Here is a 15,109-nt window from a genome sequence, read left to right as displayed (position 1 = left end):
ATCCTCCTGAAAATCTATTAGATTGGAGGATTACTTTTTTTCATATCCTTCGTAGTTGAATCAAATATATTTACAGAAATACAAACTTCATAGCTAAGTTCAAGATGCGTTCAATTAAAAAGGTATTTAAAGCATCTTGAATTTCTCTATGAACAAGTCGATCGGAGTGTAAGGCGCCGACTCCTCGAAAAAGAATTTCACTTTTTCTTGCGTTTGATGTCTTGCTGCGCTGCCTTACTTATCCTTCACCTTCTGCTTGTCGGGGCTGAACGAGCCATTTCTGCTTTTCGATTTGTCCAGCAGAAATGGCTAGCCCCTCGAGGTCAAATGAGAAAGTGCCCAATAAGTCACAAACCGACTTACCGGTCCCTTTCTCATTTGCTTGTCGGGGCTGGACGAGCCATTTCTGCTTTTCGCCACGCCTCGCGGAAAGCGTGCGCCTGAAACGCAGATCAACCACTTCTTCGACATCATTAGGCAACAAAGTTGCTCTTTCAAAAACACTTATCTTTTGAAATATATTGTAACAATTCCACGAACACTTACTCTTTCACCCGCCATTTTTTAGCGTTACACTGAATAAGCGAAGAGTTGTAACGTAAATACATAAAGAGACGACAGACAGTATAGAGAGACAGGGGGATAATTCACGTGCAGGATGTGTTTGACCGATTGTATGAAGAATATCACCACTCGCTGTTTCAATTTATCTTTTACATGGTCCGAAGCCGGGAAACCGCCGAAGACCTCGTGCAGGAAGTCTATATCCGAGTCTTAAAATCATACGAAGGTTTTGAAGGGAAGAGCACAGAGAAAACGTGGCTCTACTCCATTGCACGCCATGTGACAATCGACTGGCTGCGTACGCAGAACCGCCGTAAAAAGAGGTTTTTGCTGTTTGATATTAAGGAAACAGAGAACTATCTAAAAGATGAAGAACCCCTGCCAGATGAATTCGTGGCGCAAAAGGAGTCGGTGAAGCAGTTGTACCAAATGTTAAAATCATGCTCTATTGAACATCAGCAAGTGCTCATCCTAAGATTTATTCAATCCTTATCCATAGCAGAAACGGCCCAGATCTTACACTGGTCGGAAAGCAAAGTGAAAACGACGCAACATCGAGCCATTAAAGGATTGCGAAGCCTGTTAGATCAGCATCCTGATATGGAGGAGGTATTGAAAGATGGAACACTCTAAATGGAATGAAGAACAAATTCAAAAACATCTGGAGAACATGCCTTCTTTCAGGGACAGACGTTCTAAGGAAGCCATTTTTCATAAGGTGCAGCTCCGGCTCGTACAAGGCGACCATAAAAGGAGAAAATCCATAAAAGTGTGGGGCATACCCGCGTTCGCTTCTGCATGCGCGGTCGCTCTCATGGTAATCCTCACGCCAGCGGCCATCAAGCCTTTTCAGGAACAAGACACACAAGAAAAGCGGGAGTTCAAGACAACGACGATGCCTTCAAGTGAGAGGTCCATGGAAAATACGACATTTAAAGTGGATAGTGAGGCTGGAAAGTTGCCTGCCCCAAAGTATCACGCCCCAATCTTGGCGACCGAACAAGTGCAGGATTGGGTGACGATCGCATATATGGATGAACAGGCCCAGCTGCTTGTACCCGTTTCGTTCCTTGTTGATGGAGATGGCAGCTATGTGAAACAGCTGCAAGATAAGCTGAACGAGTTTCAGCCCGCTGCCGCCGGCCTGTCGCCTTCCCCTTTTGAAAAAATGAAAATTACGGAAAAGAACGATACGCTTCAGTTTGACATCGCACCTGGAACATTATCAGAAGCGGATACTAATCTATTTGAGCAGATGATAGAGCTGACGTTTTCTGAGGGCGGCTATACAGATGCTTACCTTTTCAGTGATGGAAAGCCAGGCTATGATTTAGGCAACATGGGCGCAAAAGAATCATTCGAGCTTGCCGTGCCGGGTGCACCTCATTATTTATATGTGACAGGCACGCACGATGAGTTTCTAGTTAGCACGTTCGGATCAGGTTTTCATGAAAAGACGGTGACTTTAGAAGAAGCATTGAACGTGATGGACGAACAGCCAAGTGACCCATCGCTTCGGTCAGTTATTCCGTTCGGATTAACGCTGACTGTAGAAGAAAAGGCAGAGCTCACAACGATCCGTTTTCCAAAAGGAACAAAGCTTGCAGATGATGAGCAAAATAAACAAATGCTGGACGCCATTTTGCTGACAGCAAACAGCTATGGCATGAATTCAGCCATTATGTTTGAGAATACGGGTGTGGAACGAATTGGGCCATATCCGATGGAAAAGCCGTTTGAAGGAGTAAATGGCATTAACTTCATACAGTGAAGAAGTGGAAGCGCTGGAGATTCTGGCGTTTCCTTTTTTATGTCGGGGTCCGGTACATTTTAGAAGAAATGCTTTAGGAGCGGCATCTATTTCAAAAGGTACCGGACCCCGTTTTTTAGCGAAAAACGCTGACGAAAACTATTTCTTGTAAAAATGGTAAATTTTACTTAAAACATCTTGTATTTCCATATTTTGCGTACTACAATATGCCTTGTGTTAGACATTTGAAAGCCTTTCATAAGACATATTGAGGGCGATTAGGGGTGTTTTATTCAATGGTCAAGTTAACGTGGTTTTCGTTAAAAAATCGGTCAGCCATCGTCATAATGGCTTTCCTCGTTTCGGTGATGGGGGTAATCGCTGGAACAAAGCTGCCGATGGAGTTTCTGCCGAGCGTTGATAATCCGATGGTCACAATCACGACGCTCGCAGACGGCATGGATTCAGAATTGATGACAGAAACCATCACCGCACCAATGGAACAGGAACTTCGAAAAGTGAAGAATGTGGATTCTGTTACTTCTGTTTCTGGCCAGGGCATATCCAAAGTGGATCTGATGTTTGATTCGGATACGGATATGAAGGAAGCGACAGCAGAAGTCGAGCGGATTGCGAACAGCTTCCCGCTTCCAGATGGCGTGCGCAAGCCGTTCGTGATTCAGCTGAACACATCCATGATTCCGATCATGGACGTGACCGTGAACAAAAGCGGAGAGTTCACGACAGAAGATTATAAGCTGATTGAAGAAGAAGTCATACCAAAGCTTGAAGGGGTAGAAGGGGTCGCGGATGTCGCGCTTTATGGCAAAGCGGCTAGAGAGATCACCCTCCAGCTGGATCAAGAGAACATGCTTCAGAAAAAAGTGACCGCGCCGCAAATCATGGCGGCTTTCCAAGGCAAGGACGTTTCCCTTCCTGCCGGCAATGTCACACTGGAGGATAAAACGAACTCACTCCGTATTTTAGGCGAGATGGAAAACCTGGAGCAGTGGAAAGAGATCGCAGTTGCGCCAGGCGTGCTTTTGAAGGATGTAGCGACGCTTGAAGAAGTGAACACACGCGAATCCATCACACACGTTGACGGAAAAGAAGCGATGTATTTATCCGTCACAAAAGAAGCAAGTGCGAACGCCGTTCAGATCGGCAATGATTTCCGAGATAAGATGAAAGAAGTGAACAAACAGTACGGCGACAATTTTAATCTGACGGTTTTCTATGCCACGTCTGATTCGGTATACGATTCGGTCATGAGCATGGCGAAGGAAGTCGCGCTCGGCGCATTGTTTGCCTCGATCGTCATTCTACTGTTCTTGCGTCATTTTAAATCTACGATAATAGCGGTCATCAGCATCCCGCTATCCATCTTCCTGACGCTGTTTTTACTGCAGCAGACGGGTATCACACTGAATGTCTTGACGCTCGGCGGATTGGCTGTCGCAGTCGGACGCCTCGTCGATGATAGTATCGTAGTTATTGAAAACATATTCCGCCGTTTACAGACAGGCGAACGGTCTCAGGAACTGATCGTCGACTCGGTGAAAGAAGTAGCCAAAGCGATCACCTCTTCCACCATCACAACAATCGCCGTGTTCCTGCCGATCGGATTTGTAGAAGGTACGCTTGGTGTGTTCTTCCTGCCATTCGCACTGACTGTCGTGTATTCATTGCTCGCATCGCTATTAGTGGCCTTGACTGTCGTGCCCCTAATGAGCTATCGCATGCTCAAGAACGTGAAGCCGCACACACCAAAGCCGCCTGTGCGCTATTTGAAAATTCTCGCCTGGTCGCTGAATCATAAGTTCATCGTCTGTGTGTTAAGCTTCTTGCTTTTCGCAGGATCCATCGGCTTATACATGGCACTTCCTGCGGGCACGCTCGCTTCTGCAGATGAAACGATCGTTCAGCTGCAGATGGAGTACCCTGAGGATACGTCGTTTGAAGACGTGAAATCAGGCGCGTTTAAGATGGAAAAAGAAATCATGGCTCAAAAAGATGTGGCGTCGAACTACTCGCAAGTAGGTACATCAAGCGAGATGGCGCAATGGGGCCAAGCACAGAGTAATAACGTGGTTACGCTAGTGGCGAAAATGAAGAAGGGCGCTGATACAGAGGCGTTCGTCGAGCATATTAAGTCTCTTGAAAAAGAGTACGCACCAGCGGTCATCAGCGGCGGTGCCGCAACGATGATGGGGGGCAGCTCGGACGGTATTTCCCTTAACATTACAGCGGAAAAACAGTCTGATCTGGCTCCAATGGCCGATAAGCTCGTATCCGAGTTAAAAGAAATCAAAGGACTCGAGAATGTGGAGTCAAACAGTGAAGATCTAAAGAACGAATGGGTATTGAACGTTGATCAGAAAAAAGCTGCAGCTGCAGGGCTTTCGCCGTCTGATATCGCTCAGCAGGTGAGAGGGCTGACAGGGAAAAATCCAATCGGCCAGATCAGCATGGAAGGTGTGAAGCTTCCCGTATTGATGAGCTACGACCTAAGTGATGTGAAGGATCGCGACGATTTATTGAATCTTCCGGTCCTCTCAATGGCGGCAGGACCTGTCGCTTTGAAGGATGTAGCCGATCTGACGCTTCAGCCTGCTAAGTCACAAGTGTTCCGTAAAGACGGCAAAGAATACTTGCAGGTCACTGGAAAAATTACAGCCAAAGATGTGAAGAGCGTGAACATGGAAGTGGCTGGCATGCTCAAGAAACTCGATAAGCCAGATGGCGTGAAAGTCAGTCTTGGTGGAGCGGGAGAAGAGATGAACGATCAGTTCGCCGACTTGTTCATGACGATGGCAGCGGCGATCGGAATCGTGTACCTGATCATGGTCATCACGTTCGGCCAGGCGCGAGCACCGTTCGCGATTCTTTTCAGCTTGCCGCTTGCTGCAGCAGGAGCCATCATCGCCCTCGTTATCTCGCGCATCCCGCTCGATATTTCATCGATGATCGGTGCACTCATGCTGATCGGGGTCGTCGTCACGAACGCGATCGTACTGCTAGACCGCGTTCAGCAGCAGAAGGAGAAAGGCTTGGCGCTGCGCGAAGCCATATTAGAAGCCGGATCCACACGTCTTCGCCCGATCATCATGACGGCCGTCGCCACAGTCTGCGCGATGCTGCCATTATTGTTCGGCGAAGCAAACGGAAGCCTCGTTTCGAAGAGTCTCGCCATCGTCGTTATCGGCGGTCTGACCGTGTCGACATTATTGACGCTTATCGTCGTGCCAGTCGTCTATGAAATGCTCATGAACATCGGAAACCTTTTCCGACGAAAAAAGAAGAAAGCTATGACCGAAGCAGCATAATTGCTGCAGTGAAGTGGAACCCCGGAAACGTCTATGTTTCCGGGGTTTCGGCGTTATCTGTTCAGTGGCTGTATGGCTGCTGAAGCATCAATTGTTGTAACGATGCGAGTAATCGCTGTGAAAAATAGATTTTGTGTCTTAACTTTATTAAAAGGTGTTGTAACAAATGAGGATTTTGTCGTATAAAAGCGATGATATGATGTGAACCCCTTTAAAAAGCCTGCTTCTAACTGCAGAAATAAACAAGTTAGACAAAAATGCTGCTTAAGTTTAAAAAATAAGAAGAAAAAGATGAGTGTAAGAGGACAAATTAACGAAGATATTCATAAATTTGATCCTAACGTTCATCAATAAAGTCATGCATCGATCAATGTGTCCATCCCAGACGGAATTTCAACGAAAATTGTCTTTTTCGAGTACCGTACCCCAAAATACGTGGAATAGTTGGACATACTGATACAAATAGACTGTGTGTCAGGAAAGAAGGTGGAGGGAAGTTGACGATTGTCCGACTTGGTTATGTGGCGATGAGCATGGAACTGGTGAATGCTTCGCCATCACAGACGATGACTTATGCGCAGTTCAGCAAGATTGAAGACCGTGATGCAGCGATACGGAAGCTCGAGCGTATCGCGCGATCCAACCTGACGAATATGCTGCGTATCCTCAAACATAACGCGGCCAGCGATATACGATTTTACCGGATGACCTCGCGTATTGTTCCGCTCGCCGATCATCCAGATTTGCCAGGGTGGAACTATATAGCTCCATTAAAAGAAGAACTTGCAGCGATCGGTGAGTTTGCGGCAAAGCATAAGATGAGGCTGGATTTTCATCCGGATCATTTTGTGCTCATCAACTCGACAAAAGATGACGTATTAAAGAACTCGATCAAGACATTGCAGATGCATCATAGATTGCTTGAAGGGATGAATATACCGACAGAGCACCGCTGTGTGATGCATGTTGGCGGCAACTATAAGGAAACGGATGTGGCGCTCGAGCGGTTCGTTCATAACTGGATGTTCGTGCCGCATCAGCTGCAGAGGATGATCATGCTTGAAAACGACGACAAATCGTTCTCGATGACCGATACGCTTTATTTGTGTGAGAAGCTAGGCATTCCGCACGTTTTTGACTACCATCATCATCTTGCCCACCATCACGATCCAGATTGGGAGTCCCACTGGGAGCGGGCCGTCGGCACATGGTGTGCTTCGCCGCTTCCGGTCAAGATGCATATCTCATCTCCTAAAAGCGAGAAAGAGTTTAGAAGTCATGCGGACTTCGTGGACAGTGAGATGTTCTTTCGCTTTCTGCACGGGATAAAGGGCAGTGTCGAACATATCGACTGCATGATCGAAGCGAAGCGGAAGGACGAGGCGCTGTTTCGGCTGATGGAGGAAGTGCGGTCAAGAAATGATGTGGAGATACTAGACGGTGCCACTTTCCGCCTCAAATAAGAAAGGCTGCAGAAACGAACGCGTTACCGTTCTTCTGCAGCCTTTTTTCCTAACACTTTATTTTCTATGATGATTAAAGGTTTTGTTTATTTGACCAAAAAACGGAGCAGGTCACCGTATATGATATCATCCGATCGGTCCAGTTCTTCCTGTGCTTTGGCAGCTAAAGGCTCGCACAAGGCGGGGTCTGTCTCTGTCCCCGAAGGCTGGGTAAAGCAGGATTCATCCGTATAAACCAAGTCCTTTGAAATGACCGTTCCATCACGAAAGACAGCCAATTCTTCACGTTTTTTCGAGAAAAGGTCCGTACCAAAATGATAATCGCCTTTTAAATTAATGCCGAGCAGGTGAAGAAGGGTAGGCTTCAGATCAATTTGGCCGCCGATTGTTTTGATCTGTTTGCCTTTCTTTCCGGGCACGTGAATGAACAATGGAACTCTCTGCAGCTGCACATGGTCAAATGGTGTCAATACACCATCCTCGCGTTTGAGGATTTGTGCCAAGCCCTCTTCATGCCGCTCGGAAATTCCGTAATGATCGCCATAGATCACAATGACCGAGTTCTTATAGAGGCGAGCCTTTTTTAGCTTGCTAAACAAAACCTTGATCGCTTCATCAGCATACCGGACGGTTGTAAAATAACGGCTCACGATCGGGTCTGATGATGGAAACGTGTCGATCATCTGGTCTTCTTCATTCAGCAAATACGGATGGTGATTCGTCAGCGTGATCACCTTGGCGTAAAAGGGCTTCGGCAGCTTTTTTAAATATGGAACAGTCTGCTCCACGAACGGAATGTCCTTCAGCCCATAATTCACCGAATCTTCCTCTGAACGATCATAATACTCCTCACTGAAATAGTGGTCATAGCCTAGGGTTTGATACATGATGTCACGGTTCCAGAAGCTTTTGTCGTTGCCGTGGAATACAGCAGAATAATAGCCTTTTTCCTTCAAAATCTCAGGAGTAGCTTTATACTCATTGAGTGCATGCGTTTGAAACACGGCTCCCCGAGGAAGAGGATAGAGTGAATTATCGGTAATAAACTCGGCATCAGACGTTTTTCCCTGTCCTGTCTGATGATAAAAGTTAGGAAAATAATAGCTCGAACGCGCCAGCTTGTTCAGAAACGGTGTCACTTCTTGACCGTTCACTTTATAATCAATCACAAAGCTTTGTGTGGATTCAAGCGAGACCACGATCAGGTTCTTGCCCTTTGCCGCGCCAAACAGTTTCGGGTTGTTCACCGGATCATCCTTTGCCTGCTTTTTCATTTCATCCGCGTCCACATTGCTCGCAAACGCGCTCTTCATCGAAGACTTGGAATAAAGCAGAATATCGTAAAGATGATAGTTGAACGTGCCAAGGTTTTTCACGAGCAGATGGCGGTCGAACGTCCTCGTCAGCAGCTGAGGACGCTGCGTTTCAGCAAGTGAGAGCTGAAGAGCGAGCAGGACAGCACCAGTCATCATAACCATCCGCCGTGTTTTTGTTGTAACAATTGCCGCCTGAAAGAATGGTTTCTTAAGCAGCATATACAGCAGCACCGTGTCGGCAAAGAATAACACATCCGCTGCATAAACGAGCTCATACAAGCTGTTGCCGATATCGCCGGCATTTTTCGTTTGAAACAGCACCGGAACGGTAATAAAATCAGTGAAAAAACGGTAATACACCGCGTTCACGTATAGGATAATGCTGTAAACAAGCGATAAAATAAAAATGATCCGATTGCGGCGATTGACCGAAACAAAGTACGCAAGGCCTATATAAAAGACAAGAAAGCTAAGTGGATTAATGAACAAAAGCAGCTGCTGCACAAGATGAGAACCAGACAAATTAAATGACAGCTGATAGACAATATACGTTTTAAGCCATAAAAAAGAGATGGCGAGCAATAATGCAGGATGTTTTTTAACAATCAACAGCACTCAAACAGCCCTCCTAACATGGTGCGGCGTCATTCTAAAAGATCGTACTTAGGTAGTCTGCGGGATATAACGCAAATCAACCATTTCATTGAAATCATTCATCCTGGAATGTTCTATCTAACAAACTCTTATACTGATAAAAGGCGCATCTCCTATATGATACCATCTCATAAATGGAGAAACACATAATTTTTCCAAATTATGCTTTGGCGGAGGGACAGAAATCGGTTAAAATATACCTAGGAATAGGTCCGGGTTAACAGGGCGAAAGGAGTGTTCAGCTTGAACGAACAAACAGAAAAGAAAAGCGAATGGGTTAGCTGGCTGAAGGCAATTGTGTTTGCACTCGTTTTTGTCTTTATTACGAAAACTTGGATTATCGCGCCGTATATGGTGGAAGGAGCCTCCATGTATCCGACGCTTCACGATCAAGAGAAGCTCTACGTGAACAAGATTGTGTACTCCTTTAAGACACCTGAAAAAGGGGACATTGTCATCATTAAAGGAGACGACAAGCGGTATGTGAAGCGGCTGATCGGAACAGAGGGCGACATGGTCGAAATGAGAGACGACAACCTGTATGTAAACGGACAGCAGGTAAGGGAGCCTTATTTGAAGATGAACCGCCAGCAGGCCGAGAACCTCGGAATTTATTTGACGGGCGATTTTGGACCGGTTAAAGTGCCTAAAGGCAAGGCGTTCGTGATGGGCGACAACCGATTAAACAGTAAGGATTCACGAAATGGCCTCGGATTAATCGACCTTGATTCAGTAGAAGGCCGCTCAGAAGTCGTCATCGCACCAATTAGGGATATTAGACAAACGAAGTGATAGAAGAGGCTGCGGCATACAGCTTCTTCTTTTTTTACAATACGAAGGAATTTTTAATGCAAGAAGATGACTCGACTTGGTTAAATATGTGCAGCTAAGGCTGACTTAAAGGGATGCCGTCAGCCAAGTTATAAAATGGATAGAAGAAAGGCGGAAAGATGATGCAGCGCTGCAAATGGAGTGAAGAAAGCGAGATGCTTCAGCATTACCATGACCATGAATGGGGCCAGCCCGTAACAGAGGATGACAAGCTGTTTGAGTGTTTGACATTGGAGCTGTTTCAATCCGGTTTGAGCTGGAGGACCATCCTTCATAAACGAGAGAATTTTAGAGCGGCTTTTGCCGATTTTCATATCAACACGGTAAAGAACTTTACGGAGGAGGATATAGAACGGCTGCTGCAGGACGCAGGAATCGTCCGGCATCGCAAGAAAATAGAGGCAACCATTCACAATGCTGCGGTTGTGGCAGAGTTGATCGCCCAGCATGGCAGCTTCCTTCAATTCCTGACGCAGCTGCCAGAAAGCCAAGCAGATAAACAGAAGACGCTGCAAAAAACGTTCCGCCATTTTGGCATGACAACGGCCGAAAGCTTTCTTGAGGCGACGGGATTCATACAGCCGTCGCATGACGAGAACTGCCACGCTCACATGTCATGAACACCTCCTGACACACGCGCATATGCTGTGTAAAAAGGAGGGGATGGGCGATGGCGTATGAAATCTTTGTTTCTTTGTCCCGGCACAGTCTTGCACTCACACGAGACGGCAAAGTGATCAAAAGGTATCCAGTCGGTGTTGGCAAAATGCTGACGCCCACCCCGCACGGAACTCACACTATCATTAACAAAGCGCCCAATCCTGGCGGGCCATACGGCGCGATGTGGATGGGCTTATCGGAACCGCATTATGGCATTCACGGCACCAATAATCCATCCTCTATCGGAAAAAACGTGTCAAAAGGCTGCATTCGAATGCAAAACAAAGACGTACTCGAGCTTTCCAAAATAGTACCAATTGGCACGAAGGTGTATATCAACAAGTAAATAAAGTTTTGGGTAAAGAATGACAAGACGGTAATACAATTTATTTATATGTCCCAACATTAAACCTTAGAAAGCAGTCGCTTTCTAAGGTTTTTAACGTTGTCTTTTGAAAACAAGAAAGTATTATATATATATAATTATATATAAAAGTTTACATATAGTGTTAATGGAGTTACAATATGAGGTAATAGTTGGAAAATAAGGGGGTATTTATTTGCTGCTTATAAAGAATAAAGCCTTTCGTCATTTATTTTTAGGAAGATTGTTCAATGTATTAGCTGATTCCATGATGTTTTTTTCAATATTAAAATGGATAGAACTTCATTCAAACGCAAGCGGCGCATTTACACTTTTCTATGTTGCCTATTACCTTCCAATCACACTGTTTGCCATACCTGCTGGAGCTTGGCTGAATAATAAGAGACTGCAAGCTGTAATGGTCAATTCCACTATTATACGAATAGCGGTGCTACTTTGTTTTTTGCTAGTTATGCCCGTTATTGATTACCATTGGGCCTATTTACTGTTAATTCTTTTAAGTGTATTAGGGTTGATTTTCATACCTGCTAGCCAATCCATCTTGCCAAATATTGTAGATCAAGACTACCGTCCAGCAGCAAATAGTATGATGCAATTGGGATATACGGCAGTGAAAGTCATTGGACAAATTTCAACGGCCCTGCTGCTGAAATTAACCATGACGCCTCTAGTGCTATGGGGTGTTTCAGCCATTCTGCTCATCTGTTCCTTATTGTTTATTACGCAAATTAAGCCATCACTTCCGACAAAACAAGAAAGTGGACAAAGTAAAGTGGCATTAATTAAGGATGGAATACTCTATATTGTTGAGCATGTTCAACTTAGACCGTTATTTACTTTATTAGCTTGTGCGTTATTTGTCGCTTCTTCTGTTGATCTGCTATTGATTTCGTTTTTAACCAAGGTACTATTAATAGGAGTAGAAAACCTAAGTTTCATAGGAGCGGCATCGTTACTTGGCATAGCAGCGGGAGCATCTCTTGTTCCAAGGTGGTATAAGAAAGTAGAAAGAAAGTATTTAATCATACCTCCCTTGTTTGGATTAGGGATAAGTGTTGGGAGCCTTTTCTTCGTTACACATTGGATGGTGATTCTTCCTTTTTTCTTTATTCAAGGAGTCGCGCTAGGTTGCTTTAATGTAACGTTCGTCACCTATTTGCAAGATGTGGTGTCTAGTGAGAATTACACAAGAACATTCAGCTTATACAATATGATAGCCAGCGCTATGGCATTGCCGGGAATATTGCTGGTGGGAAGTTTATTAGGTTCAATTGGGGTTCTAAACACCATATTAGTTACTTCAGGTATCTTAATTCTGATTGGCACTTTCGGCATCTATTGGATGCCGCAGCTAGGAAAAGGTGATTCAAGAGTTCTTAGTTAATAAGAATAACCGTGAAGAACTATGACTATGGAAAGGATGAAGCGTAGTGTCATTGCGTTACGGCTTGCTTGGTTTTTTAAGCAAATGGGAAGCTACTGGGTATGATATAAAGAAAGAATTTGACGACATTATGAGTATTTTTTGGCATTCTCACCTTTCGCAAATATATCCAGAGCTTAACAAACTTGAACAAGAAGGATTGATCAGCAGCCAGCTGATTCCTCAGATGGGGAAGCCGGATAAAAAGTTATATAGCATGACTCAAAAGGGGAAATCTGCGTTCATCACGTGGTTACTGTCTCCTCAAGAAGCAGCTAAGAGAAAAGATTCCTTCTTAATGCAAACTTTTTTTATGGACAATATCCCCTTTGAAGAAGCTCTGTTAAAAATAAAAATGAATAAAAAAGAGCATGAACTAAGACTTGAACACATGAAATCTATTCTTGAAGAAAGATGGAAAGATATTAAAGAAAGAAAAGTAATGAATGCCAGAATTATCAGCAGTTCAGCAATTCTTAAACAAGGTATAGAACAGGAGATTCAATCTATTAAATGGTGTGATCAGACCATTCAGTTAATGGAAGAATGCAAAGATCTTTGGGATTTAAAAGAGGATCATGTTTCAATCGAACGTTTCTCTGTAATAGAACGGTTATTGAGCAGCTATTTTAAAGATGTCTTATAGATAAGGCAAACGGCATAGGAAAACGCGGGGTAACTCAAATCCCCGCGTCTTGATAGGACTAGTATTCTTTCGAGTGAGAAAGCGGATTGTCCACCTTGCTGTAAAAATAAGAGTGCGCTTCGCCAGTCATTCTCATTAACGTAACGGCTTTGTAATCGACCTTTTCGGCGAAAAATACAGCCGCATCTTTCGCCGCATCCTCAGCATAGAGCGGCTCTTTTCCTATCGCCTCAAACATTTCCATCATCACATCTCGTACGAGTGACCATAAATGCTTTTCCTCTATACGATAATGCGCGGACACCGTTAGGATGATTTCGGCAAAGTGATTTTGCACCACAGAATAAAACACTTTGTTGTAGACACTTTTTAAATCGTCGACCAGTATGCGTGATTTATGGTGGAAACGGTCAAGGTCGACACCTTGCCTGCTTAGGCGGCCGCGATGCACCCGGATGCCTTCCCAATCACGCATTAAAAGGCGGAGCGGAGTGCCGTCCTTGCTGAACACAGCGACCGAATTTTGCAGATGGCCTTCCACGCCGATGCCGTACTTGGTCATGAGAGGAATCGTGCCAGAAAGCATATTCTTCACATAACGGATCAGGAAAAGAAATACCGCGTCCTCATCCTTCGACAGTCGCTGGGACAGCTTATAGCGCGTGATCAGCTCGGCAATAAGCGGTGCCGGGGCATCATGAACACGAGAAACGAGTGCCGAGCAAACCATCCCCCATTCATCTTCCCGAACATGATGAGCGATATTTTCCCGTATCACAAACGAGAGGCTCTCGCTTCGCTCCGTCTGATACGCCTCGTTCTCATCCCCATTAGAAAGAAAGTACGCGCCCATCTTTTCCATCACCGGTACGAAACGGTCGCTGTCAATGACCGTGTCCTCCTGAACGAAGCTATGCACTAACTCGCTCATGAGCGGTCCGTTATGAATGGTCTGTTCAGACAGCGTGCGGATCTCTCCTGTCAGGTGAACACTTGCGGGAAGCTTATAATGCGGCTTCGATAAACCGCCTAGAGACGGAAAGAGCGTCCGGAACGACATGCCGGGCACATAAGGAGACGTATAAGGCAGCAATATCAGTTCGCCTCGCTCCAGTTCGTGCTTATAAAGGGACGGCAATATATGCTGCGCTTGCCATGGGTGGACGGGGAAGAGCGTGTACCGCTCTTTCCAGTTATGACCGAGCACCTTTTGCGCCTCCACAGCTAAAAGCGGCTCCGCCTGCAGCAGCTCATCCTGCCAGCTGACGCCAGGCATTTGCTGATGATAGACAAGGTTCTTCGAAACGGCTGCAAACTGAAGCCTAACCGTTTCCTTGAACTCTGCAGAATAATTCCAATTCTCCTCAGGTGAAAGCCCTTTTCTCATCTTTGCCCCAGGATGTGTCGGGTGCCCCTCGATGACAAGCTGTTCAAAAAAGGAATACGAATCGAGCGCATTCTCGGCGGCTTCAAGCGTAGAAATGCCGCTTGAAAGAGAGTGAGAGGCATAAGCAAGAGCAAGGTTTGCGGCTGAATTGGCCACATCGTTTCTGAAGCTGTCAAAGTGACCGCGCGGACCATCGTATCCATCAGACAGCAGCAGGTCCAATATCTCATTTGGATGCAGCACGACATGGTCCATTTCTTCCTTTACTAGTATAAAAGGCGGACAAAGCACAGGACGGAAGAAGGACGACATGCTGCCAACGGGTACGAGCAGCTTGGCGTCGATCGTCTCGAACGAAAGGACACAAAGGGAAGCGGCATGCTTAAACAGCTGCCGTTTTTTTGCGATGCGGGACAGCCGAGGCTGAAGCATACCAGCTGCCTCAGCAGCTGGTACAAAGACCGCTCGCTCCTTATGGTTCATGATATTTTCACGAAGAAGTGAAGAGATAAGGCGTGATAAAATGCCGTCCCGTCCTTTTTGTACAGCTTGCAAGAAAGGCTCGGATAGCATTGGTTTTTCTTGTTTTAGAAACGTTAAGATCAGCTGCTCTTCTATGTGGAGCTGCCGTTTAGTCGGCTCAATGGTTGCACTTTTCATTTTTTCACCTTCTGCTTTACAAGATAAAGTGATTGCTATATAGT

At 45.4% G+C, this 15,109-nt stretch carries 12 protein-coding genes; 9 read left to right on the top strand and 3 right to left on the bottom strand.

Annotation, left to right across the window (positions count from 1 at the left end):
- Positions 1 to 238: 238 nt before the first annotated feature.
- Positions 239 to 481 (bottom strand): hypothetical protein, encoded by a 243-nt coding sequence (locus ACFQPF_RS14145; RefSeq protein ID WP_379750371.1) that lies wholly within the window; start codon positions 479 to 481, stop codon positions 239 to 241.
- A gap of 170 nt (positions 482 to 651) precedes the next feature.
- On the opposite strand from ACFQPF_RS14145, the gene ACFQPF_RS14140 reads away from it, so the two are divergent.
- The 4 genes from ACFQPF_RS14140 (at position 652) to uvsE (ending at position 7,103) form a co-directional block, all read left to right on the top strand.
- Positions 652 to 1,197 carry an RNA polymerase sigma factor SigX gene (locus ACFQPF_RS14140; RefSeq protein ID WP_379750370.1) on the top strand — a complete coding sequence of 182 codons (546 nt, stop codon included), beginning with the start codon at positions 652 to 654 and terminating at the stop codon, positions 1,195 to 1,197.
- Positions 1,184 to 2,335, top strand: a complete 1,152-nt coding sequence (locus ACFQPF_RS14135) for a hypothetical protein (RefSeq protein WP_379750369.1) — start codon at positions 1,184 to 1,186, stop codon at positions 2,333 to 2,335. The genes ACFQPF_RS14140 and ACFQPF_RS14135 overlap by 14 nt, the downstream gene beginning before the upstream one ends.
- A gap of 275 nt (positions 2,336 to 2,610) precedes the next feature.
- Positions 2,611 to 5,640 carry an efflux RND transporter permease subunit gene (locus tag ACFQPF_RS14130; RefSeq protein ID WP_379750368.1) on the top strand — a complete coding sequence of 1,010 codons (3,030 nt, stop codon included), beginning with the start codon at positions 2,611 to 2,613 and terminating at the stop codon, positions 5,638 to 5,640.
- A gap of 497 nt (positions 5,641 to 6,137) precedes the next feature.
- The gene (gene uvsE, locus ACFQPF_RS14125) at positions 6,138 to 7,103 is read left to right on the top strand and encodes a UV DNA damage repair endonuclease UvsE (protein WP_379750367.1); all 966 of its coding nucleotides are present in this window, start codon (positions 6,138 to 6,140) and stop codon (positions 7,101 to 7,103) included.
- Positions 7,104 to 7,189: 86 nt separating this feature from the next.
- On the opposite strand, the gene ACFQPF_RS14120 is transcribed toward uvsE, so the two are convergent.
- Positions 7,190 to 9,034, bottom strand: coding sequence for an LTA synthase family protein (locus ACFQPF_RS14120; protein WP_379750366.1), 1,845 nt, complete (start codon positions 9,032 to 9,034; stop codon positions 7,190 to 7,192).
- A gap of 282 nt (positions 9,035 to 9,316) precedes the next feature.
- Here ACFQPF_RS14120 and lepB point away from each other — a divergent pair, with 282 nt between their 5' ends.
- The 5 genes from lepB to ACFQPF_RS14095 all read left to right on the top strand — a co-directional run bounded on the left by lepB (position 9,317) and on the right by ACFQPF_RS14095 (position 13,018).
- Positions 9,317 to 9,865 (top strand): signal peptidase I, encoded by a 549-nt coding sequence (gene lepB / locus ACFQPF_RS14115; protein WP_379750365.1) that lies wholly within the window; start codon positions 9,317 to 9,319, stop codon positions 9,863 to 9,865.
- 158 nt (positions 9,866 to 10,023) lie between these two features.
- Positions 10,024 to 10,524 carry a DNA-3-methyladenine glycosylase I gene (locus ACFQPF_RS14110; RefSeq protein ID WP_379750364.1) on the top strand — a complete coding sequence of 167 codons (501 nt, stop codon included), beginning with the start codon at positions 10,024 to 10,026 and terminating at the stop codon, positions 10,522 to 10,524.
- 50 nt (positions 10,525 to 10,574) lie between these two features.
- The gene (locus ACFQPF_RS14105; protein ID WP_379750363.1) at positions 10,575 to 10,910 is read left to right on the top strand and encodes a L,D-transpeptidase; all 336 of its coding nucleotides are present in this window, start codon (positions 10,575 to 10,577) and stop codon (positions 10,908 to 10,910) included.
- A gap of 214 nt (positions 10,911 to 11,124) precedes the next feature.
- Positions 11,125 to 12,333 (top strand): MFS transporter, encoded by a 1,209-nt coding sequence (locus ACFQPF_RS14100; protein WP_379750362.1) that lies wholly within the window; start codon positions 11,125 to 11,127, stop codon positions 12,331 to 12,333.
- Positions 12,334 to 12,379: 46 nt separating this feature from the next.
- Positions 12,380 to 13,018: a PadR family transcriptional regulator gene (locus ACFQPF_RS14095; protein ID WP_379750361.1), complete on the top strand. Its 639-nt coding sequence runs from the start codon at positions 12,380 to 12,382 to the stop codon at positions 13,016 to 13,018.
- Between the two features lie 58 nt (positions 13,019 to 13,076).
- Here ACFQPF_RS14095 and ACFQPF_RS14090 read toward each other — a convergent pair whose 3' ends face one another.
- Positions 13,077 to 15,065 (bottom strand): IucA/IucC family protein, encoded by a 1,989-nt coding sequence (locus tag ACFQPF_RS14090; RefSeq protein WP_379750360.1) that lies wholly within the window; start codon positions 15,063 to 15,065, stop codon positions 13,077 to 13,079.
- Between the last annotated feature and the right edge of the window lie 44 nt (positions 15,066 to 15,109).

Source organism: Fictibacillus iocasae (genome assembly GCF_042665465.1).
Lineage (GTDB): Bacteria > Bacillota > Bacilli > Bacillales > Fictibacillaceae > Fictibacillus > Fictibacillus iocasae.
The sequence above is the reverse complement of the archived record's forward strand: the minus strand, read 5'-3'. Positions and strand labels throughout refer to the sequence as shown.

Excerpts from the sequence above, each read along its gene's own strand:
- ACFQPF_RS14135 (WP_379750369.1), top strand. The coding sequence starts at position 1,184 with ATGGAACACTCTAAATGGAATGAAGAACAAATTCAAAAACATCTGGAG.
- ACFQPF_RS14105 (WP_379750363.1), top strand. The coding sequence starts at position 10,575 with ATGGCGTATGAAATCTTTGTTTCTTTGTCCCGGCACAGTCTTGCACTC.
- ACFQPF_RS14110 (WP_379750364.1), top strand. The coding sequence starts at position 10,024 with ATGATGCAGCGCTGCAAATGGAGTGAAGAAAGCGAGATGCTTCAGCAT.
- ACFQPF_RS14130 (WP_379750368.1), top strand. The coding sequence starts at position 2,611 with ATGGTCAAGTTAACGTGGTTTTCGTTAAAAAATCGGTCAGCCATCGTC.
- ACFQPF_RS14090 (WP_379750360.1), bottom strand. The coding sequence starts at position 15,065 with ATGAAAAGTGCAACCATTGAGCCGACTAAACGGCAGCTCCACATAGAA.